This is a genomic window from Paenibacillus sp. UMB7766-LJ446 (assembly GCF_030226665.1).
GTDB classification, from domain to species: Bacteria; Bacillota; Bacilli; order Paenibacillales; family Paenibacillaceae; genus Paenibacillus; species Paenibacillus vandeheii.
Genome location: NZ_JASOYM010000023.1, coordinates 24,241 through 46,739, shown reverse-complemented (window position 1 = coordinate 46,739; position 22,499 = coordinate 24,241). Strand labels below are relative to the sequence as shown.

The 22,499-nt window shown below is 40.8% G+C and carries 23 protein-coding genes and 4 pseudogenes; 19 read left to right on the top strand and 8 right to left on the bottom strand.

Translation table 11 applies throughout. The features are described from left to right. The first annotated feature begins 194 nt into the window (after window positions 1-194). A complete protein-coding gene (locus QP794_RS32150; protein WP_274360078.1) occupies window positions 195-497 on the top strand; it encodes a collagen-like protein in 303 nt (100 codons plus the stop codon). 148 nt (window positions 498-645) lie between these two features. Here QP794_RS32150 and QP794_RS33275 read toward each other — a convergent pair. Both QP794_RS33275 and QP794_RS33415 read right to left on the bottom strand, forming a co-directional pair. Further along, window positions 646-810, bottom strand: a pseudogene (locus QP794_RS33275) (ROK family protein); the annotation flags it as partial. 383 nt (window positions 811-1,193) lie between these two features. Further along, window positions 1,194-2,095, bottom strand: a pseudogene (locus QP794_RS33415) (tyrosine-type recombinase/integrase). On the opposite strand from QP794_RS33415, the pseudogene QP794_RS32135 reads away from it, so the two are divergent. Next, window positions 2,075-2,287: pseudogene (locus QP794_RS32135) on the top strand (IS3 family transposase); the annotation flags it as partial. The pseudogenes QP794_RS33415 and QP794_RS32135 overlap by 21 nt on opposite strands. Before the next feature lie 557 nt (window positions 2,288-2,844). Here the strand turns inward: QP794_RS32135 and QP794_RS32130 are convergent. After that, window positions 2,845-4,137 carry a UDP-glucose dehydrogenase family protein gene (locus QP794_RS32130; protein ID WP_274360077.1) on the bottom strand — a complete coding sequence of 431 codons (1,293 nt, stop codon included), beginning with the start codon at window positions 4,135-4,137 and terminating at the stop codon, window positions 2,845-2,847. Further along, complete coding sequence (locus QP794_RS32125; protein ID WP_274360075.1) at window positions 4,134-5,126, bottom strand: sugar phosphate nucleotidyltransferase; 993 nt, start codon at window positions 5,124-5,126, stop codon at window positions 4,134-4,136. The genes QP794_RS32130 and QP794_RS32125 overlap by 4 nt, the downstream gene beginning before the upstream one ends. 264 nt (window positions 5,127-5,390) lie before the next feature. On the opposite strand from QP794_RS32125, the gene QP794_RS32120 reads away from it, so the two are divergent. Then, entirely contained in the window at window positions 5,391-6,401 is a 1,011-nt protein-coding gene (locus QP794_RS32120) for a glycosyltransferase family 4 protein (protein WP_163753989.1), read from the top strand. Then, a complete protein-coding gene (locus QP794_RS32115) occupies window positions 6,362-7,153 on the top strand; it encodes a glycosyltransferase family 2 protein (protein ID WP_350338909.1) in 792 nt (263 codons plus the stop codon). The genes QP794_RS32120 and QP794_RS32115 overlap by 40 nt, the downstream gene beginning before the upstream one ends. 114 nt (window positions 7,154-7,267) lie before the next feature. Here the strand turns inward: QP794_RS32115 and QP794_RS32110 are convergent, their stop codons facing one another. From QP794_RS32110 to QP794_RS32095, 4 genes and pseudogenes are all read right to left on the bottom strand, one after another. Beyond that, window positions 7,268-7,768 carry a PIG-L family deacetylase gene (locus QP794_RS32110; RefSeq protein WP_274360072.1) on the bottom strand — a complete coding sequence of 167 codons (501 nt, stop codon included), beginning with the start codon at window positions 7,766-7,768 and terminating at the stop codon, window positions 7,268-7,270. A 19-nt stretch (window positions 7,769-7,787) separates the two neighbouring features. Then, entirely contained in the window at window positions 7,788-8,147 is a 360-nt protein-coding gene (locus QP794_RS32105; RefSeq protein ID WP_274360070.1) for a glycosyltransferase, read from the bottom strand. A gap of 29 nt (window positions 8,148-8,176) precedes the next feature. Further along, window positions 8,177-9,478 (bottom strand): annotated as a pseudogene (locus QP794_RS32100) (DUF4158 domain-containing protein); the annotation flags it as partial. 1 nt (window position 9,479) lies between these two features. Continuing rightward, window positions 9,480-10,049, bottom strand: coding sequence for a recombinase family protein (locus tag QP794_RS32095; protein WP_047914435.1), 570 nt, complete (start codon window positions 10,047-10,049; stop codon window positions 9,480-9,482). Between the two features lie 247 nt (window positions 10,050-10,296). Between QP794_RS32095 and merR1 the strand changes: the two genes are divergently transcribed. The 15 genes from merR1 to QP794_RS32020 all read left to right on the top strand — a co-directional run bounded on the left by merR1 (window position 10,297) and on the right by QP794_RS32020 (window position 22,477). Then, window positions 10,297-10,695: a mercury resistance transcriptional regulator MerR1 gene (gene merR1 / locus QP794_RS32090; RefSeq protein WP_047914436.1), complete on the top strand. Its 399-nt coding sequence runs from the start codon at window positions 10,297-10,299 to the stop codon at window positions 10,693-10,695. Window positions 10,696-10,708: 13 nt separating this feature from the next. Continuing rightward, complete coding sequence (locus QP794_RS32085; protein ID WP_047914437.1) at window positions 10,709-10,978, top strand: hypothetical protein; 270 nt, start codon at window positions 10,709-10,711, stop codon at window positions 10,976-10,978. Then, a complete protein-coding gene (gene merT, locus QP794_RS32080; protein ID WP_047914438.1) occupies window positions 10,975-11,277 on the top strand; it encodes a mercuric transport protein MerT in 303 nt (100 codons plus the stop codon). Before QP794_RS32085 ends, merT begins: the two co-directional genes overlap by 4 nt. Window positions 11,278-11,294: 17 nt before the next feature. After that, entirely contained in the window at window positions 11,295-11,633 is a 339-nt protein-coding gene (gene merP, locus QP794_RS32075) for a mercury resistance system substrate-binding protein MerP (protein ID WP_031642481.1), read from the top strand. Between the two features lie 15 nt (window positions 11,634-11,648). Further along, complete coding sequence (merA, locus tag QP794_RS32070) at window positions 11,649-13,289, top strand: mercury(II) reductase (RefSeq protein WP_031642482.1); 1,641 nt, start codon at window positions 11,649-11,651, stop codon at window positions 13,287-13,289. A gap of 273 nt (window positions 13,290-13,562) precedes the next feature. After that, window positions 13,563-14,000, top strand: coding sequence for a MerR family transcriptional regulator (locus QP794_RS32065; protein WP_103110951.1), 438 nt, complete (start codon window positions 13,563-13,565; stop codon window positions 13,998-14,000). Between the two features lie 32 nt (window positions 14,001-14,032). Next, a complete protein-coding gene (gene merB / locus QP794_RS32060; RefSeq protein WP_047914400.1) occupies window positions 14,033-14,683 on the top strand; it encodes an organomercurial lyase MerB in 651 nt (216 codons plus the stop codon). Window positions 14,684-15,539: 856 nt separating this feature from the next. Then, complete coding sequence (locus tag QP794_RS32055; protein ID WP_081872843.1) at window positions 15,540-15,716, top strand: aspartyl-phosphate phosphatase Spo0E family protein; 177 nt, start codon at window positions 15,540-15,542, stop codon at window positions 15,714-15,716. Between the two features lie 74 nt (window positions 15,717-15,790). Next, window positions 15,791-16,627, top strand: a complete 837-nt coding sequence (locus QP794_RS32050) for an ArdC family protein (protein WP_047914428.1) — start codon at window positions 15,791-15,793, stop codon at window positions 16,625-16,627. A 365-nt stretch (window positions 16,628-16,992) separates the two neighbouring features. Further along, window positions 16,993-18,156 (top strand): replication initiator protein A, encoded by a 1,164-nt coding sequence (locus QP794_RS32045; protein ID WP_047914429.1) that lies wholly within the window; start codon window positions 16,993-16,995, stop codon window positions 18,154-18,156. Between the two features lie 1,480 nt (window positions 18,157-19,636). Next, window positions 19,637-20,401, top strand: a complete 765-nt coding sequence (locus QP794_RS32040; RefSeq protein ID WP_047914430.1) for a ParA family protein — start codon at window positions 19,637-19,639, stop codon at window positions 20,399-20,401. After that, window positions 20,394-20,669 (top strand): hypothetical protein, encoded by a 276-nt coding sequence (locus tag QP794_RS32035; RefSeq protein WP_047914431.1) that lies wholly within the window; start codon window positions 20,394-20,396, stop codon window positions 20,667-20,669. The genes QP794_RS32040 and QP794_RS32035 overlap by 8 nt, the downstream gene beginning before the upstream one ends. 575 nt (window positions 20,670-21,244) lie before the next feature. Continuing rightward, window positions 21,245-21,472, top strand: coding sequence for a hypothetical protein (locus QP794_RS32030; protein WP_047914432.1), 228 nt, complete (start codon window positions 21,245-21,247; stop codon window positions 21,470-21,472). Between the two features lie 152 nt (window positions 21,473-21,624). Beyond that, on the top strand, window positions 21,625-21,822 hold the full coding sequence (locus QP794_RS32025) for a hypothetical protein (RefSeq protein WP_047914433.1): 198 nt from the start codon (window positions 21,625-21,627) through the stop codon (window positions 21,820-21,822). Then, the gene (locus QP794_RS32020) at window positions 21,815-22,477 is read left to right on the top strand and encodes an ATPase (protein WP_090728092.1); all 663 of its coding nucleotides are present in this window, start codon (window positions 21,815-21,817) and stop codon (window positions 22,475-22,477) included. Before QP794_RS32025 ends, QP794_RS32020 begins: the two co-directional genes overlap by 8 nt. Window positions 22,478-22,499 lie beyond the last annotated feature (22 nt).

Here is a 22,499-nt window from a genome sequence, read left to right as displayed (position 1 = left end):
TCTTTTTTGTACTGTCTACTTGACAGGATTTTGACCAAATTAGCGGCCTTCTATGGGCTCACACCCATTCCCCTGCTCAATTGCCTACATACAATACACTAATGAACAGGAGTGATGTTATATGACATTTTTTACCTCCTTTTGGACCTGGCGGAGGGTTTGGCGGACCTGGGGGTCCCGGAGGAGCCAGTGGAATGCCTGGTCCTCCATCGTTCCCCGGGGGTGGAGGCGGCGGACCACAAGGCATGCAGGCACCTACCGGGCCGCCACCATCATTCATTCCACAGCAACCCGCTTCGTTATTTGCGGTAGATCCAAGAGCCATATCCGGCTGTCTGTTTCGCTACACATATATTTGGCCGAATCGTGGTCCCGGCTTCTGGATGTTCCCGGTATTTGTCGGCAGAAATTCGGTGGCTGGCTTCCGCTGGAATGGCTTCTTCTGGCTATACAGCGGCATTGATCTGCAGCAAATCAGCACGTTTAGCTGTTTCTAGAATTAATTACCCTGTATGCGGATCAATCCGCATACAGGGTAATTTACATTTATCTTATAAGAATAGATATCCGTTAGCTACTCAATCATCAAGGGGCCTTCATTATATATTGCGATGAAACAGAGAGGTTGCTCCAATCAGCCCTGCTTTATTGCCCAGGCTTAGCTGGAATGATCTGCGTATGTTTAAAACTATCCAGTAGAAGTTTTTGGGTACAATTGCCTATCCTACGTACAAGCCATTCTTGCTCCATAATACCGCCACCAACGATCACTGCAGGAGGATCGAAAATATGAATCAGCGTTGCAATTCCTCTAGATACTTCAAGCTCCGGCGTTTTGCAACAAAGAAATTATGGCTAGTTCTCCATCAGAAATTTTTCCGAATAATTCTTTTCCATTCGAAATGTGCTGCCCGTTAGCTTAATGAACCAACCGATTAGATAGACATCTAATCGTCAATGGGAACATGTTTTTGTCCCTCGACAATTTTCGTTCTGTTTTTTATAAGATCCCCTTTTGTCGGAGGACAAGAACTTGTTCCGTTAAAGGGCAAGAACTTAGCGTTGTACATTGACACAAAGTTCCCTACCAAAATGACACAAAGTACCCTACTTTCATGCATTTATGCCCTTTGTCTTTAATTAACGGAGCAAATTTGTAACTTGGTAGGCAACTTTGTGTCACTCCCTCCAAATTATTTATCCATGTTGTTTACAGCGTTTTTCATTTGATCATCTGTTAAGTGCGTATAAATCATTGTAGTTTGTATTGAAGAATGTCCTAATTGATTTTTTAATTTTGGGACATCAATATTCTCAATATGATAACGTGTGGCAAATGAATGCCTCAAAGAATGAACCGTCAAAGCCGGCTTTCCAAAGGCTGTTGCATATTTCTCAATAAGTTTTTCAATAGAACGTTGTGTTAAACGTCTATTTTTACCTTTGCGTCCTACAGGTGCTGCAATAAACAAATATTTTTCATTTTTTTCTGGGGTATATCTTGTTTCCCTTACCTGCAGGTAATTCTCAATATCTAGGGATGTTTGGCTGCTAAATGCTCTTTTCCCCCTTTTCGAGTTACTCTTACAGACGATTTCGTCAGATCTAAATCCTCAAGATTGATTCCGGAAACTTCTGATAATCTAAGTCCTCTCCTAAGATTAATGAAATTATTGCCGTATCTCGTTCACGATTAAACTGATGGAAATGCATGATACGTTTGTTTGTTTTGTTTAATTCGCCATAATCGTATGCTACAAACACTCTAAAAGCTTCAAAATCATTTTCTCTCAGTATTTTTCCTTCCATACGATTCGCGATCGTTTCCTGACTTTCTTTTTCTTTAAATCAATTGTTTCGGCTTTATTCTGTAAGTAATCAAATGAGGACTTAAGAGAAGAAAGCTTACGGTTGATTGTTAGCTTATTATTCCCAAGTTGATACTCCAAAAAAGACAAAAAGCTTTCTGTTTCACGTATCGTTAATGTTTCTAGCGTGGATAATTCAATTTCTATTCTTTTTTGAACTGTGGTAAAGCAATCAGCCAATCAAAAAAGATAATATAATCGGCATGAAAGGCTGTCCGTATGACAATGCCGTGGCCGAAGCGACCTACAAATTCATGAAAACTGAGTTCATCCACCAGATGAGCTTCCAGAGCCTTCGCCATCTGGAATTGGAATTATACGATTACGTTAACTGGTTTAACAAACATCGGATTCATGGAACGTTGGGATACCTGACACCTGTTCAGTATCGCCAAGAAGCCCTTAAAAAAGCTGTCTAATTTACTGTTGACAATCCACCCTTCTGGATATCAATGAAAGAAGCCAACTATCACGCAGAGAGTCTCCAGTATCTAAATTTTGTCGATGTGTGGGTACGGAATAATACTCAGTGACAGATAAATCTTTTTGATGTAACAGTGTTTTCACAATATCGATCGGAATCTTTTCCGTTTGAGCAGCATGCGTAGCGAAGGCGTGTCGAAGTAAATGAGTTTTCAAGACAACTTGATTACAGGAAGAAGTGGAATCACTAGAATTGGCGACGACAGCATTTGTCACTGGTTCACTCGTATTCACTGCCGCGGCCCTAGAGCCAGTTTTATTTAAGTGCAGTTCATTGGAGATGTAGTCTTTCTCTTCAATTCCGGATGTAAAATCCCCTGGTTCTTTAGTATCAAGGACCAGGGGATTTTTATGAGAAGTATAACTTATTCAGATTTAATTTATGAGCTCGCACCGGCAGCATATTTTGGAACTATATCAGCCATTGAATCCAAACATCTTTTTAGTAAGACACCTTTAGGTTGAGGAGTATTACAAGAATCATCAACCTATATTAGTTGTAGCCTATACCTTGATAATAGTAGCCCAGCGATTTCATGAAGTCGGCATTCAACATGTTTCGGCCATCGAAGATGTTGGGCTGCTTCATCTGTTTATTGAGCATACTCCAGTTTAGGTCATGATACATCTTCCACTCCGTACATATAAAAACAGCATCTGCATCTTTAAAGCCTTCCTCAGGGGTAATCATGGATTGAATATTTGAATTCTTCAAATATGAGGGAAGTTTGGCGACCGGGTCAAACAATTTAATATGTGCTTGTCCCACAGTCAATTCCTCAATGAGCCGGATCGCAGGAGCTTCCCGTATGTCATCCGTATCGGGCTTGAATGCCAGGCCAAGAACCACTATTTTTTTGCCTGCGAAATCTCCTAACCTTCTTCTAGCTTTCTCAACCATATACAAATATTGTGTTTCATTAACCTCAACGACATTCTTCAGTACCTGTAGTTCCGTATTATTATCCTTTGCTATACGGAGTAAAGCTGCAACGTCCTTTGGAAAACATGATCCACCATAACCAATTCCTGCTTGCAGGAAGCTGCTGCCAATCCTTTGATCAAGTCCCATCCCAAAAGCAACCTCTTTTATATCTACCTCAAGTTTGTCACTTAATCTGGAAAGTTCATTAATATAAGAAATTTTTGTGGCTAGAAAAGCATTCGATGCATATTTAATGAGCTCTGCGGTCCGCGGTGTTGTTACCACAATGGGACATTGAACTGAAGCGTAGAGGGTCTGAAGCATTTTGGTCGCTTTAGTACTCGTCGCGCCAATGACAACCCGGTCTGGATTTAGAGAATCCTCCATTGCCTTGCCTTCCCTTAAAAATTCAGGATTGGATGCAACATCATAAGGATAAGATGCTGCCTGTGACCGCAATATCCATTGAGTCACTTTTTCCTGCGTCCCTACGGGTACGGTACTTTTGTTAACGATGAGTTTATAACCGTTCATATAACGACCAATATCTTGTGAAACCTGCTTCACATAAGTTAAATCCGCACTGCCATCAGTAAGCGCTGGAGTCCCGACACATATAAATATTACATCATTCTCCTGAATAGCTTTTGCTTGATTTGTAGTAAACATAATCTGACCGGATTTAAGGTGTTTTACCAGTAGTTCCTTGAGACCCGGCTCATAGAAATAAAGTTCACCTTTCATTAATTGATCGACCTTGTGTGCATCTGTATCAAGTCCTACTACTTTCCAGCCCATCTCGGCAAATACCAAGGCAGTCGTCGTACCCACATAGCCTGTCCCAATCACGAGTATTTTCATTCTTCGTCACCCTTCCTTCTCGCTTCCAAGCCAGCCAAGGTAGAACCGATCCCCACTACCGTATTAACAACAGCGTGTGTTAGTTGCTTGATATGAACATTACTTAATAGGATGCTGTCTCTGACGTAGCAGCTTTTAATAGTGGAATCTGCACCAATAGAAACGTAAGGACCAACCACACTATCTTCTAAAATACAGCCTGCTTCTATAGAGACTGGGGCAATAATCTTGCAGTTTTTTAGAGTCACCGAAGGATGAATATCATTTTCAACCGGCATCTCCCGAAGCATTTTCTGATTGGCATCAAGCCATCTCTGTAAAGTTCCTACGTCAATATTTGCTATTTCAGCTTGATGGTAAGATACCGAGTAGCCCTGTTGAATCAGCCATTGGATCGCATCTGTAATTTCATATTCTCCTCTCGCCGAAGGCTCTATCTTTTTGGCAGCTTCGAAAATAGAGGAGGTAAAACCGTATGCTCCTAATACCGCAAGATTTGATTTGGGAGCTTTCGGCTTCTCTACAAGCTTTACAATCCGGTGGTCTTCCACCTCTGCAATGCCATAATCTTGAGGGCTATCCACTTCCGATAGAAGCAGCGCAGCATGATTCCCATGTTCTTCTATTTGCTTCTTAAGTTGAGAGAGTGAAATGGAAATTAAGTTATCCCCCAAGAGTAAAATGAATGAGTCCTGACCAATAAAATGCTCTGCTTGCAATATGGCATCTGCAATTCCTTTTGGATCTTTTTGATAAATAAACGTAATATTCGTACTCCACCTAGTGACATTCTCTAAGCTACTTCTAATGAGTGATTCTTGGGATTTTTGGATTACTATTCCGATCTCAGAAACCTCTTGTTCGACCAATTTATCTATACAGGAGTGCAACAAGGGAGTATTGGCTACAGGAATCAATGATTTTGGATAAGAGAAAGTGAATGGATACATACGGGAACCTTTCCCAGCACAAAGAATTAGTCCTTTCAAGTCGTTTCCTCCCTTCTAATTTTCACTTCTGTATACTCTATGAAAAACAAATATATTTGGATTGGACGAACATCTGATAGATTTTATAGATAGGCTCTAACAGCCTTGAACGTTTCTCAGAAAACTAAGTTTTCTAATTCTTATGAAATGGTTCGTTGACGCTTGTGAAAATTTTCTGACGCCCATTCATTCCACAGGTCATTCGCATAAGATGACGGCAAAAGAGCCGTTGGCTTCATGCTAACCAAAGGAGACTGAAATGGTATGAAAATAGTTCAAATATCTACGAATACACTTCCCGTTCCCCCAGAAGATTATGGCGGCACTCAGCGCGATATTCACTACCTGACAGAAGAGTTGGTTCGTCGAGGTCATGAGGTCATTTTATTTGCTAAGAAAGGTTCGAAAACCAACGCCACAAGGACGTACGAATATCCTACTGATGACCCGGATCAGCAGTTGGATTTCATCATTAAGCGCATTCCTTCAAATGTAGATATTATCCATGATCACTATGGCATTGTTGCGAAAACAAATCCGCCCATTCCTACGCTCCACAACTCCCATTCCAAAAAGGCAAAAGGATCACAAATCCCCGTATTTGTAAGCAAGAAAATTCGTGATAAGAACAAGAAAGGTTATTTCGTGCATAACGGGATTCGTCTTAGTGACTATACTTTTCGAACCAAGAAAAAGGGCTATCTTTTATTTTTGGGTAGAATCATGAAAGAAAAAGGAGTTCATTTAGCGATTGAAGTTGCACAAAAAACGGGGAAAGAATTAATTATTGCTGGCACAATTAACAAGCCTGCATATCAAGAGTATTTCGATAGCGAAGTCAAACCGCATCTAAATGAAAAGATACGATTTATCGGTCCTGTCGGTGGAGCAAAGAAAATTAATTTGATTTCAAGAGCGAGCTGTGTGTTATTTACCTCTACATGGAACGAACCCTTCGGACTTGTGCTTATCGAATCTTTGGCTTGTGGTACACCAGTACTCGGATTCAAAGCAGGGGCCGTTCCAGAAGTGCTAAAAGGCTTACCACAATTATTATGTAACTCTACGGATGATATGGTTCGCAAAGTGAAATACCGTAACAATTTCCCCACCGCAAGAGTTTGCCGATCCTATGTAAAAAGGCATTTTTCGGATAAAGTCATGGCTGACAATTTTCTTAAGTTGTATAAAAAAGTCATCACGAATAAGGAATATAAAATTATCCGTCAGTCGGTGTGGAACACCAGAAAAAATATGATTCTGAAAAGGAGTTGAAATCTGTGGCTTCAATCATAGCGTGTACCATGAGACCTGAATATATGGATAACATTTTTGCGAACTATGAACGACAGGAATGGCATAACAAAGAAATGATCGTCATCCTTAATAAGGATAGTATGAATCTTAAAAAGTGGCGAAAGAAGGCAAAAGAGTACGAAAATGTTAGAGTCTATAAGCTTCCTGAGAAATTTACACTGGGGAAATGTCTTAACTGGGCCATTGCCCGGGCAAAAGGTTCGTTTATTGCCAAATTTGATGATGATGATTATTATGGTGCTCATTATTTAAAAGAATCCATCATTGCACTAAGAACACAAAAGGCACCGATTGTTGGTAAACACACAGCGTATATTTATTTTGAGGCGAAAAAAGCGCTTATGGAATACCGACCCGGACAAGAGAATGTGCCTGGCAAAAGGGTTAAAGGCGGGACATTATTTTTTCGTAAAAGGGTATGGAAACAGGTGAAATTTCCTGAGGATACGATCGGAGGATCAGATGCCAAATGGGCAAAAAAATGCCGCAGAGCTGGCTATACCGTATATTATGTGTCTAAGAAAAATTACGTATGTATTCGAAGAGAGAACATTCAGTCACATACACAGAAACGGGACACTGAGGAATATATGAGAAATTGTAAATTAGTTACCTATACAGATGACTTTATACCTTATACAACCGTAACTATTCCAGATGAAGGTACCCGTAGAGAAGAATATAATTCACTCTCAAATGTCTCCATTTAGCAAATTGGACATTTGAAGCGAAGAATGGGCTGTTCCGGTAGTATAACTACTTTAGGGACTGTCCATTCTATTCGCTGTAACAAACAACATTGCCGCACATTCGATTATTATACACTAACTTAATTTCCGAATACTTTCGTAATCCGTATATTTCTTTAGCCATTCAATGTCCTGACTTCTGTATCGTTTTAAAATTTTGTATTTTTGCTTGATCAGATCTTCAGGCAATTTATATTTAGAGCGTTTAAAAATATACATCTTCTCCTGAGCCAGCTCTCTGACAACCTGATGCAATGCTCTGTGTTGAGTATGGCCATACTCCCCTTTTTTATTGTGGGTCACAATCATCGTGATCTGAGGATTGGCTTGCAGTACCTGTGCGATATCTTTTTTCAAAGCCTTTCGGTTAAAATCTCCTTCCCATTTATCTTTATAACTCCACATTTCATACTCGGCTCCTACGTCTTTCATTGCTTTTTTAAACTCTCTTGCCCGCACTTTGTGTTTTCCATTAGTTACACAAATAACTTTCCACCCTTTTCCCTTGATAAGTTGAGCTCCTCCAAAGATTATTTCATCATCAGGATGGGCTACAATCATCAATTTATTGAACATTGTCTTCCCTCCAAATCTTCTAGATGAAGGACTGATATAAGCTAAGCAGCTTATCGACGATGCCAGAGATATTAAATTGCTTCTTAACGAATTCACGTCCTGCTTCTCCCCAATTTTTTGAACTTTTCTTAGACCTTAATGCAGTAAGAATCAGATTTTCGATCTTGCTTATTTCAAGAGTTTCCTTGGCTCTGTGATCTCCGAAGTAATACCTCCAAGCAAGCTTGAAATTATCTGGCTTCACAATTCCAAAAATCCCCTTTGCACCGATTGCAATTACAGGCCGCTTGCAGGACATCGCTTCAAGAGCTACTCGACCTGTTCCTACAACAACGTCACTAATGGAAAAAAAGGCCGATGTATCTAGGCGTTCACCCATTACATGAATACGATTACTGTGTTTTCTAGCGCATCATTTGGAATTTTTCTTTTACCAGATTCATTTATTTCATTTAGCGTTTTTAGAGCTTGCAATAATGGCTCTGTACCTTGTGTAGAACGAAATTCAAGAGATTTAAGAAAAGTAGGAGTATATTTTCTTAGATAAGAATACCGATTTTCTAACAAATCTAGATAATCGTAATCCATCGGACGGGCTAATTTTTGGGCTTCTTCGACGGAAGAAACAATTTTATCCCACGGCATAATCATTTCAATAGCATTAAATGGATCAAGCCCTTCATTTCGTGCTTGGATAAGTGCTGCACCAATATCTGCAAAATGCACGACTTTTTCATTCACTGCTTTTCCATTTTCTTTTTGCATTTCCTCTTGTGTTTTACGTCCTTTTGATTGCAAGATCATCATTTGTCGATCATGAATTTCAATTGCTTGATCAATTAGATCTTGGCTTAGTGTTACTAGATAGGAAACAAGAATTGCATATTTCTTTTTTTCTTTAAACCTTCGAAATGAGTGTGGTTCATACCTTGCTCCAATACGAGATAATTGAAGTAACCGATTGGGATGGATTTGCTCTGAATTTATCTCTAATTTTAAATCTCGTATATATTCTAAGCGCTTTATTACTTTTAAAAAGGCTTCAGGTGAAGATTGGCCGGGAAGTTCTCTAAGCCATGCTAAGGGGGTTTTTCTATTGTCTACAAAGGGATCTATAAGTTTATCTAACTTTTGTTTTTGCCATTTTGAAAGAGTACAAGTTAATGATTTAAAAATTCTTTCCTCTGCTCGTTGACGAGTTTCCCAAACAAGCCTTTCTATAGTAGTCATGCCAGGGAGAATAATTTTCTGATTTCGTAGTTCTTCTTGCGCTGTACGAAGAAGATACATTGAATTTCCATTTTGAAGGGCATGATTCAACAGAAACTGAGCTACCTTACGATAGTTCCCTAGGGAAAAATTTTCATAACCATAAACTTGACGGATTTCTTCCATATGCTCATGTTTAGTTGGCTCTCGTTGGGCATATAAAGAAAATGAATTAGGATTAACATTTATTTGTCTAGCTATGTATTCGATTATGTAATCTGGAATAGGTCCAACATCTGAAAGGGACCATCCGGGATAGCGTAGAACACATAATTGAACAGCAAAGCCTAATCGATTATGATCTCTTCTGTGTCGTTTTATAATTTCAAGGTCATATTGTGAAAAAGTATAATAAGTTTCTAGTTCACTTTCGCTCATATCAGCTGGAATTCGTACAAATTCCGTTCTTTGATCTTCTGTTAGTAATTCTTTCCCTCTCATGCTACAACTCCTTGCTAGATATCTTTTTCTTTTCTAGATAACGATATAAGGTTGTCGCTCCAATCCCTGTTGCCGTCTTAATTTGAGATAAAGAGTAATCTTTGCTTTCGTACATTTTTATAGCAAGTTCTATTTTCTTTAAATCAACCTTCGGTCTGCCTCCGTTTCTTCCTCTAGCTCTAGCAGCCGTCAATCCATCTTTCGTTCGTTCACTAATAATATCTCGTTCTAATTCTGCTATGCTGGCCAACATTCTAAAAAAGAATCGTCCCATAGCAGTTGTTGTGTCAATCTTGTCTTGTATGGAGACAAAATGAATACCCTTTGCTTCAAAATGTTCCATAAGCTCAATTAAATGTTTGGTACTACGACTGATACGGTCTAATTTATAGACAACTACCGTGTCACCTTTACGCAAAACTTTAAGAAGCTCGTCAAGCTGCGGACGGTTTTTTCTCTTGCCTGATTCCTTTTCTTCAAAAGTCTGGTCCACTCCGTAGTGAGTCAATGCATCGAGTTGTAACGATAATGACTGATCTTGTGTACTGACACGTGCATATCCAAATTTCAACAAGAATCCCCCCTTTTTTAATATCCTAACTATACCAAAAAGGGATTTGTAATAGATATATTGGTATTTAGATTTTGGTTATATTTTTGGTTATGTATTTTAAGTAGTTTTTGAGGTTTTAGAGAAGTTCTCTGTTTTTAACCAAAAACGGTCGTTTTCGGTATTGGAATCATTTAATTGAAGGGAGTAAAATATATTGACCATGTACTATGGTACATGGTTTATATTATATGTGAGGTGAAGTAAATTGCATTTTCGAGTCGGAGAAATCGCAGAGAAGTGTAACGTTAACAAAGAGACCATTAGATATTATGAGCGTTTAGGCTTAATTCCAGAGCCTGATCGTACCGAAAAAGGATACCGAATGTATTCACAACAAACGGTCGATCGGTTGAATTTCATAAAACGGATGCAGGAATTAGGATTTAGCTTAAATGAAATTGACAAATTGCTAGGGGTCGTCGATCGCGATGAAGCAAAGTGCCGTGATATGTATGATTTCACCGTTCTTAAGATAGAAGACATCCAGCATAAAATTCAAGATCTCAAAAGAATTGAACAAATGCTGATGGATCTTAAAGAAAGATGTCCTGAAAACAAAGATATTTACGAATGCCCCATTATTGAAACATTGATGAAGAAATAAGAGGTGAAACAGGATGAAAAACACAATAAAAAGTTCAGGCTGGTTTCTTGTCGCACTAATCACATGCCCGTGTCATCTGTTTTTACTGCTTCCGTTGGTTGCAGGAACGGCACTGGGTTCATACTTCACGGACTTTAAAGATGTTATTTTCATCGTGATGGGTCTGTTATTTGTCTTTGCTCTTTTCAAGGGCTGGAGAAAACTTGACCCAGAAACAAAGAATGAAACAAAAAAGGAAACAAAAACGCATGATTGTTGCAGTATGGAGAGGTTTAAATCATGAAGGAAAAAGTGTCGCAAGTAGCTACTGTATTTTCAGCTTTTGTTATGGCTGCATGCTGCCTAGGTCCACTGATTTTCATTCCTCTTGGACTAACTGGATTTGCAGGAGCATTAGCCTTCTATTCACTAAAGTATCGGTTATTGTTCAGCATCGTTACCATCATCCTTCTTGCATACTCCTTTTACATGGTTTACGGGAGAAAAGGCAAAAGGAAGAGTTCTATCATCGGCTTATGGATCACGACGTTTTTCGTTTTCTGCATGTTTCTTTTTTTATTTCTAGTTGAAGGTGGACTATAAAAGATGAGGTGCTTTATATGAGCGTACAAATAATTAGGATTATGATGCTATTATCCCTTCTGTTAGTGGTTAGTGCGTGTAGCAACGAAAAAGAAGCACAAAATACTATAGATGCTAAGCAGGAAGTAAAAACTACCATTGAAACAACTAAAACAGGGACATTCACGGTTTTGGGGATGGATTGTTGTCCACCGTCTGTTGTAGAAAGCGTCCTGGAACAGGTAGATGGCGTTAGCAAAACAGCCATTAAAGTCAGTGGAAGCAAGGGCGAAGTAACGGTTTCCTTTGATGATAAGAAAACGGATTTACAGGCAATTAAGACGGCAGTTTCGAATTTCGGGCTTGGAGTCGAGTAAAAGGAGAGATTTAACATGAAAAAATATCGAGTAAACGTTCAAGGAATGACTTGTACGGGTTGTGAAGAGCATGTAGCTGTTGCTCTTGAAAACATGGGTGCAAAAGGGATTGAAGTGGATTTTCGTCGCGGAGAAGCTGTATTTGAGCTAACGAATGACGTGGAGGTGGAAACAGCGAAAAAGGCGATTGCTGAAGCCAAATACCAGCCAGGAGAGGTAGAAGAATTACAACCGCAAGAAATGGTGCAGTTAGGCGATGAAGGCGATTATGATTACATTATCATCGGTTCTGGCGGTGCTGCTTTTTCGTCTGCCATTGAAGCTGTGAAATACGGAGCGAAAGTGGCGATCATCGAACGTGGAACGGTTGGTGGAACATGTGTGAATATTGGCTGCGTTCCTTCGAAGACATTGCTGCGGGCTGGCGAAATCAATCATCTGGCAAAAAATAATCCATTCATCGGATTGCACACGTCAGCTGGCGACGTTGATTTGGCACCATTGATCAAGCAGAAAAATGAACTGGTGACGGATCTTCGAAACTCAAAATATGTGGATTTGATTGATGACTACGGCTTTGAATTAATCAAAGGCGAAGCGAAATTCGTAGATGAAAAAACCGTTGAAGTCAATGGCATGCAGTTGTCAGCCAAACGATTCTTAATCGCGACAGGTGCTTCACCAGCAGTGCCAAACATTCCTGGACTGGATGAAGTCGATTATTTAACAAGCACAACTCTGCTTGAATTAAAGAAGGTGCCTAAGCGTCTTACGGTCATCGGTTCTGGCTATATCGGGATGGAATTGGGACAACTCTTCCATAATCTAGGCTCAGAAGTCACATTGATGCAAAGAAGCCCGCGTTTGTTAAAGGAATACGATCCTGAGGTTTCAGAAGCAATCACGCAAGCCTTGACAGAACAAGGGGTCAACTTAGTGACGGGAGCATCTTTTGAACGAATCGAACAAGATGGAGACATTAAAAAGGTCCATGTAGAGGTAAATGGCAAGAAGCGAATCATTGAGGCAGATCAATTACTGGTTGCCACAGGAAGAACACCAAACACGGCAACCTTGAATTTACAGGATGCAGGCGTTGAAGTAGGCCCCCGTGGTGAAATCGTAATCGATGAGTATTCAAAAACAACGAATTCACGCATCTATGCAGCAGGAGATGTCACGCTTGGTCCTCAATTTGTATATGTAGCAGCTTATCAAGGTGGAGTTGCGGCAGGAAATGCTATCGGTGGACTGAACAAAAAGCTGAATTTAGAAGTGGTTCCGGGGGTTACATTTACAGCTCCAGCAATTGCAACGGTTGGTTTAACGGAGCAACAGGCAAAAGAGAAAGGATATGAAGTGAAAACATCCGTCTTGCCGTTAGATGCCGTTCCAAGAGCACTGGTTAATCGGGAAACAACAGGCGTGTTTAAACTGGTGGCGGACGAGAAGACACTGAAAGTGTTAGGGGCTCATGTGGTAGCAGAAAATGCAGGAGACGTAATTTATGCAGCGACACTGGCTGTCAAATTCGGTTTAACCGTGGAGGATCTCCGAGAAACCATGGCTCCATATTTAACAATGGCAGAAGGATTGAAGCTAGCTGCTCTTACGTTTGATAAAGATGTATCAAAATTATCTTGTTGTGCAGGTTAATCACCTTTTTAGGAAGCCTTAATGTACGTCTTCAGTTAAAGAAAGCTTTTATAAAAGACGATTCTTCTCTTAACATAGAGATAATTGTCTTTTTTATTCCAAAAAATGTCTTAGCGTGGGTTTTATGTCAAAATGTTGGTGGTACCCCTGTACTTATCAATTTCATTGGGAAAAGATCTTTTTCTTCTTGACCTTCCCCTTAGGTGAAGGTTGTATACTCTAGTTATAGTTAGTTCAGCTGATGGTACCACCAGTTAACGAGGAGGGAGGAAAGTGGAGCAATTTACGATTGGTCAACTAGCCCAACAAACAGGAGTCAGTCGAAAAGCCATTCGATTGTATGAAGAAAAGGGACTTATCCTACCTTCCATTAAGCGGAGTGAAGGCAATTACCGCGTTTATAACCAAGAGCATGTATTTTGTATCAATGGTATCAAACAACTCCGATCTTTAGGCGTATCGCTGGAGGAAATGACGGATCTGGTAGTGATTTTCGAAAAAAAACCTGTGGAGGTAGAACCTCGTCTTCAGCATTTGTTAAAGGAGAAACTGACTATGATAGATGAGCATATTAAAGATCTACAAAAGTTACGACAACACGTTGGAGCGTTTCTGGATTCCCCGAAAGACGTATTCAATCAAGTATATCTTCCTAAGAATTTTACAATCGAATGTAGATATAATCATGTAAGTAACATCGAAAAACAATAAAACTGACAAAAAAATCCAAGGAGGAAAAAGTCATGAAAACTGAAATTCAGGAACTTGTAACCCTATTTGACCAGAACAAGGGAGAGGGAGGAGGCTCCATGAAGTGGCTCTTTCGCCCGTTGTTACAAATGCTAACAAAAGGTGAACCAGTTACCGTTGAGGACATTGCAACAACAACCGGGAAGCCCCTCGATGAGGTTAAGGACATTCTCTCGACCTTATCCAGTGTGGAACTCGATGAACAGGGTCGTGTTGTCGGTTTTGGTCTCACCTTAATCCCTACGCCCCATCGCTTTGAAGTTGATGAGAAACAATTGTATGCGTGGTGTGCTCTTGACACCCTTATGTTTCCGGAACTTATAGGGCATATGGTTCATATTGAATCGCCTTGTTACAGTACTGGAAAGCCTATAAGATTGACAGTGGAACCGGATCGTGTTTTAAGCCTGGAACCAACGACGGCTGTTGTCTCAATAGTAACACCGGATGATACGTCCTCTGTTCGGTCGTCATTCTGCAACGAAGTCCATTTTTTTAGCACGGAAAGTGCAGCCCAAAATTGGCTTAACCAACATCCAAATGGGAAGGTGTACCCCGTTAAGGAAGCCTTTGAATTAGGTCGCCTTCTGGGAAAACGTTACGAGGAATCTGGCCCTACCAATGAGTCTTGCTGTGACATCTAATCCTAAATAATACCCAATCGTCTTGTTTAATTTTTGAAGTACGAAACCCAAACCAATGAATGAGACCGTGAGACTGCGAAATTTGCGGTGTTTAACAGTAGAAGATCTTCGCGAAACCCTTGCTCCCTATTTGACAATGGCAGAAGAACTAAAGCTGGCTGCCCTTACGTTTGATAAAGATGTATCCAAATTATCTTGTTGTACAGGATAACCATCTTTTATAATATCAAGCCGATATTCCTTAAAGTAAGGAAATCGGCTTTTTTTCATCCGGAAATTGGCTTAGCGTATGTTTTCCGCGTTTTGTTGGTAGGACCCCATGTACTACGAAGCAAAGGGAACCATGACTCCATTCCGCTTCGCTCCATTCCTTCATCGTTCCAAAACCTATTCAGGTAGACCCTTCGAAGATAAAACCTTGTGGGCAAGATCGAAGAAGTAAAGACAAGGCCCGTTCGCAGTAACCTGCGTGCAGCCTTACCATATTCCGTTTTTCAAAGAGATCATTCACATACCGTAGCCATCTAGTCGCATGGGATCATATAGAACCTCTCCGGGCAAGGCGAAAAAATTTTTTTGAGAAGTACACTCAAAATAATTTTTGTCGTCCCTTCGGGCAGCCTTGCCCTGCGAGAACCTATATGATCTTAAATCTGCGACGGCTACGGTATACGAATGATTTTGCTCTTTGAAAACTTCATACGGTAAGGCAAGACAGCAAGCAAGAAACTGCTCACAAACCTTAAAGGATTCCGCTCATCGCCGCTAGGGCTAGACAGGCAAACGGTTCCGAATAAGGGTTAGGGCCAAAAAAGTCAAGTCCGAATAAGTCATTTTGAAAGGAGGTGATAGCGATATGAACATTGAGATGTTGCGTAATCAGATTGAAAAGTTGCGAAAAGAACTCATTGATTTAGCAGAACGGATGGGTTTTACAGCGATGGAAGTTGTGGAGAAATCGCAAAAGTTGGACAAAGTGCTGAATGAATATGATCGAGCAATCCAAAGACAATCAAAAGGCCCGTTTGTTTAGCAGAACAAACGAGCCGGGGCGAAGATTTGAGACCCCTTCGCCCCTCCATTATAACACATAAGGGAGAGGTTAACATGAGCGAAAAAATCTATGAAATGGTTACAAATCGTATGATAGAGCTTTTGGAAAAAGGGGTTGTGCCTTGGCGCCGCCCGTGGCGAGTGGGTGCGGCTGTCAATTGGAAGACACAGAAGCCGTATCGGGGCGTTAATACGCTACTTCTGGAGCCGGGAGAGTATGCGACTTTCAAACAGGTAAGCGAAGCCGGGGGCAAAGTCAAAAAAGGCGAAAAGGGGCAATTCGTTGTTTTCTGGACATGGTTGGAGAAGGAAAACGACGAAACGGGAGAAATTGAAAAAATCCCATTTCTCCGCTATTACACGGTGTTTGAAATCAATACTCAATGTGAAGGATTACAGAGCAAGCGAAACGACGAAACATTTGACCATGATCCTATAGAAGCAGCAGAGCGGATTTGTGAAGGGTATAAAGACGCTCCGCCCGTCCGGTTTGCTTCCGGGCGTGCGTTCTATCGTCCAGCTGACGATATTGTGAGCGTGCCGCCTATCTGCGATTACAGCAAGCCAGAAGAATACTACAGCACGTTATTCCACGAGCATGTTCACAGTACAGGCCATGAAAGCCGCTTAAATCGTTCAGGAATTACCGAGCTTGCAGCCTTTGGAGATGAGAGTTACAGCAAAGAGGAATTGGTAGCGGAGATCGGGGCGGCAATGCTTTGCGGTGTAGCTGGTATTGATAACAGCACCATAGAGAACAGCGCGGCTTATGTGGGCAGTTGGTTGCGCAAGCTTAAAGATGATAAGAAGTTAGTTGTACAGGCCGCAGGACAGGCACAGAAGGCCGCAGATCATATTTTAGGGGTAACGTTCGAGGCAGCTTCTGAGTAACTAGAGCGGCCCCCATCCAACCGGGTCCCTTCCCGGTTGGATGGGGGAAGTTCATTGTTTTTCTGTACACAAAATTTAAACCTGGATCTCGCCTGAAGGTGAATTTTTGTACTCAAAATATCAGCGGCCGGCTTAAACGTTTCCGGAATTCTGTGTACGGATTTTACGTTAAAAAAAGTGGCCATTGAAAGGAGTGTGTACAATGTACACTCAAAGGAAAAAACAAGCGATTCCCATGTATACCAATGGCAAGTTGAGAAATGGTAGACTATACGTAAGAACCCGTTCGGGGAATTGGATTCATTTGCGATTGCTTCTACTTGATATAGAATAATTACAGGCACATAGGAACGGTGGGAGGTTTTATGAAGGAATTTAATGAAATTGAATTGTGTCTTGATGATATAACAAGTGAATTTTTAAAGAGAACAAGGAAAATCGGTGATCCCTTAAAAGCAGCAACCATTAAGCAGGAAACAGTGGACGAGCTTAGTACAAGGCTTATTCAGATCGTTCCAGCAAAGTCATTATTCATGTTTGCCAACCAATACATTGATACTGTGAAGACTCAGCAGCATGATAATGAAAGCGATGCAGCCAGAGCAAAGGCAACAGTTGAAATTTTGGAAAGAGCGTTAAAAGTAAAATCAGTGGAATACTTGCGTGAGGTTGTACCCATTAACAGGAACATAGCGCAGCACGCTTTGTTTTCTGCTAATCCGAAGAACGTGCCGAATCAGCCCACAACGACTGTACACGGTGTGCGTTCTGTCCATATTAAGAACAATACGGGCGAGGTACTAACTACTTATGAAGCCCGTGTAATGGGCGCTATACAGTCTCTATGGTTCAAGCAGAACATAGACGGGAAACCCTATGTTGAACTAAAATACGCTGATATATTGAATGAATTAGGGCTAACGGATGGATCGGCAAACTATAAGCGCATCCAGGAAGCCTTAATGCGGCTTATGAAAATAGAAGTGACCTTAACACAGTATCAACGTTCAAAGGATTCAGAATATGAAGAGATCGCTTTTACTCGCTTAATAGATCAAATTATATTCAGGCGAAAGGTAGGAACTACCAACCACTTTCAATATAAGTTCCAAATAAAGCTGCCTGAATGGTTAGTTGAAGCTAACCGGGTAGGCAACTTGTTTGATATCTCTCTCATCCTTATGAATGACTTAAAATCATATCTGGCACAGGGTTTGTACTGGTTAGTGTCATCTTATCCCGAAGAATCTACAGTTACGTTTGAACTTCAAACGCTGGCTGGTCATTTTCACTTTTTAGATGATAACGAGCCGATCATGCAGGTGTATAAAATTGTTGAGCGAATCAAGAGCGCATGTATCGAACTGCAAGCAGTAGGCTTTATAGAACGCTTCGAGTTTAAAGGAAAGAAACAAGGGTTGCACGATCGCTATTTGACGGTTACAAAAAACCCGGTTTTCTTGAATACATTATCTCAATCGAGAGAGTTGATACCGGAACAATTAGAGTTTTTCCCTGACCCCTTATAGGGGTCTTTTTTGATACTTAAAACATCCATTTGACTACGGAAAACGATAAGAAACATCCATTTGACTACGGAAAAAGAACAAAAAAAAAGCAAAAATCATGAAATTACTTACTAAATCGTTCCAATTCCCCGAAACATCCGTTTAACTACGGAAAACCACCTCAAAACATCCGTTTGACTACGGAAAAGGCGCTCAAAACATCCGTTTAACTACGGAAAGTGAATACTGTCGCAATTTGCCAAAATTTAAACCTATAACGTATGATATTGATAGGTTCAAAGTTTTACAAAAAGAACCTTAAAAATAGCAAAAAGCCCACACACCAACACTGCAAAATGTCTCCGTCGCCAAACTAAGCCATTTTGTAGCGTTTCAAGAGTATGAGCCTTTACTATAATATGGGCCTATTATACTATAGCCCTTAATTTAAAGTAAAGTAAGGACTCTCTCTTTCCTGATGCCTTTTTTAGGTGTGCGTGCGGAAATTGAGAGTTTTTTTGCGTTCCTATACATAGCATAGGGCTAATTTCATAATCAAATATCAGGCGTTCGCATCCACTTTTTTTAAAAATGGACATGCGAGGGCTTAGTTTCTTATTGCCTTTTTTGAGAACTAAGCAGAATGCCACCCCAAAACGACTATAACTATACGCGGTATGTCGTCCGCGTCTCTCCCAACCGTGCATCCGTGAAAAAAGCCAAAGCCGTTCAATGGTTTAGGTCACGCGACGTCGGATGACTAACATGGACGGAGATGATTAAACCCGCCGAAGGGGATTCGGGCATCCTGCTGCCATTTGGCGGCAGGCACTGCCCTAATTTCGCGTGTCCACCCCTTCCAGATTGGCGATGTGACTCCATCGACCAATGTCCCGTCCGTGTGCGCCTATGGCGCAGGCTGCCGGGGGGAGTTAGTTCGACTATACGCGGTAAAGCACGACCTGGACGCGTCCCACCCCCCGACAAGCGAAACGACCGATGGCTGGCTCCATACGCCTGACATCAGCCCGATTGCCGCAGCTCCCCCCATTTTGGGGGGGCTGCGGCTCTCTCTCTCCTGCTTCTCCTCCGCCTGCCACAAATTCAAGTGACTGTCAACACAAAATTTAGAGCCGCAAATGTAGGGGTGGGCGTGGGGAGGATGATTTTAATCCTTAAGGCGAGCGTAGCTCGGCTACCTTTTCTAAACGGGGTGTGGATATCTTTTGGGGTGGAGGCGACTTTTCCACAGGTTTTAATAGGAGTATGGTAGAAGTACGAATGCTGCGTATAACTTACTATTTATGATTTTTCACTATATGAAATATTCATAATAGGAAGTGGAGGAATGACCACAGAATACACCTGTTGCCGCACCTGCGGCACAACAACATTTTAGCGTGAGGGTTAAGCTGATCAGTTCATGTTTACGTTTATGTTTACGTATACGTAAATGTATGTTATAATAACAACAATATTAAAGGTATAGGGAGGGCATGATATGGCAAAGGTTATCTCATTTGGCATACAAAAAGGTGGTTCGAGCAAGACAACTACTTCCGGAATTGTAGCTTATATTCTTAGTCAGGAATATGAAAAAAAGGTTCTTGCGGTTGATCTGGATTCACAAGGGAATTTGACTGAATTACTGACTCAACAAGACATTTATAACTTTCATGAGAAAACTGTTTTTGAAGCCCTAAAGGAAAAAGACGCACGTAAGTATGTACATAAGGTATCTGAGGGGCTAGACTTGCTCACGGCAGAGGATCATTTGGCGCGTTTTCCATCGTGGTTATATGAGTCTTATAAAGGCAACCGTTCGCTAGTGCTAAAGGAGACTCTTGAGAACGTACAAAGCGAATATGACTATATTATCATTGATACTCCGCCAGCTCTTGGTGATCAGACGATTAATGCACTAGCTGCTTCTGATGCAGTTGTTGCTATGTTTGAAGCAAGTAAATTTTGCTATTCAGCAATTGGCCGCTTTTTAGAAACATGCATTCATGTGCAGGAACTGGTCAATAAGGATATGAAGATTGCAGGAATACTGCGTTCTCTCATAGATTCAAGGAGAACCGATAATAAGGCTTTGATCGAGCTGATTGAGGAAGAATACGGGGAATTATGCTTTGAAACTATAATGACCCGTACAGCTGCTATAGGCCGCTTGTCTATTAATGGGTTTAAAGATAATCCTGAGTTGAATCAAGGTTTAAAACTGTACAGAGAATTCGTTAAGGAGCTGATTAAACGTGTCTAGTAGTAAGATGGATGAGTTGAAAAACAAAATAAGAAGCACGTCAGCCAGCAGCGTTCATCCTGAACTTATTGATACTTCACACGAAGACAAGCCGAAGCCCAAGCCTAAAAAGAAGAAATTTGAAGAAACGCATACAAGAGATACCGTTTGGATCGAGAATGATTTAAAAAAGAAGATAGATAGTCAGAGTGCGGAAAATGGCAGAGGGGAGAAAACAAGGATCATCAATGAAGCATTGAGGCTTTACTTTAATGAAGCACATAAATAATTACGTAAACGTGTACGTTTACATTTACGTATCAAAAAGAGGCTATCTGCTCGGATCGCAGACAGCCTCTTTTATTAGGGCCGTGTATGCAAAACCTATTTCAGCCAAATCCTTATTTGAAATCAACGCCACAAAAGGCATTTATTCCATTTGAACGAGGTGTTATACTTGTTTCAGGAGAACCGTGCTGGTAACACGGTTCTCTGGCAGTCGCTTTAAATAAAGGCGGCGGCTTACAAGGTGGGCTTTATGGGGCAGACCGCATCCTTTGACCGGGCGGTCTGTTTCTCAAATTATAAACGTTTACGTATACATATACGATTACATTTACGTATACGTAAATGTAATCTTTAATTAAGCAAATAGACGGATGAAGTGATTCTTTACGAAAGAAAGCGCGCACACGTAAATGTTTACGTATACATATACGTTTATATAATTACAATTATCGAATGTAAACGTAAACGTAAATGTATACGTATGTGTATTCATGGATACAAAACAGGCTTTGGTTACTATGTCAATACCCTTGAATAAATGCTATAATTAGGAAACGCTATGAAAGGAGGGCAAGAATGCAGGAATTTATTATAATCGTGCTGATCGCCAGCTTTCTGTATCCCATGAAAAATCTGATTGGTCTTTTAACACGTTTAGCCTTGTTCGGAATGATGGCCTACACTCTGTTCTCAGGCTCTATTCCGAATTGGGGGGATAAATTATTTGCATTAGTTATATTGTCCTTGCCTATCCTCATAAATTTGTTGGTTAGATTCCTGAAAATGAAAATAATAAAGGCTTAAACCGTCCTTTCAACAGGGCGGTTTTTTTTCAACACATAACAGAAGTTATGTATTGAAAATTTGCGCTAAACGCTTGTTTTTCAATACATAACTATGGTAAAATGAATTTATAAATTCAACACATAACTTTTTCGAAAAGGTGGCGATTACAGATGAGTCGGATTTCCACAAATGAATTGAAAGAAGTTTTGAAAAAAGCGACACATTCTGCTCGTGAAGAAGCTAAAAGAAACGGTGTACCAGCTGTCTATGAAGAAAATGGGGAAATGGTGAAGGAGTATCCAGATGGTAAAAAAACTAAAGTCGTTTTCACGGAAGAAGGACGAAAAGAAGTAGCCTATCATGAATAAACCTGTCATGACTGTTTTCGCTGGTACAAATGGAGCTGGTAAAAGCACGCTGACTAAACAATTAGTCGGGCGGATCGGAGAGGTAATCGACCCGGACGCGATTGCTAAAAGTATCAACCCTGACAATCCTGAAAGTGTCTCACCAGCAGCTGGCAGGGAAACTTTAAACCGTGTTAAGGAATGCATCCGGTCAGGGAGAAGCTTTTCCATCGAGACAACTCTTTCAGGAAAAACGGCCATTCGTCAAATGGAACAAGCAAAAGCATCCGGCTTTGAGGTTGATTTGTATTATGTGGGATTGAAGAATGTTGAATACCATATAAGCCGTGTTGAAATGCGGGTTGCTCAAGGAGGACATTTCATACCGGAGGAAGACATTAGACGCCGTTATGATCGTTCACTTAAAAATTTGGCTGTTGCTTCGAAAATTGCTGACCGGACATACGTTTTTGACAATACTTCGGAGTTTACGCAATTACTCGAAATCAATGAGAGAGGACAAGTACGCTATCTCGTGGACAAGCTGCCTGAATGGGCCAGACATTCGTTTGACTCGCGTTCTACGTTAGCGGAAAAATTGAACCGGATTAAACCTCTAATAGACAATCGTAAGACTGAACGGAAACCTAAAAGCAAGGATGAACCAGAGAGATAGGCTGTGGCCCCTTATCGTTTTT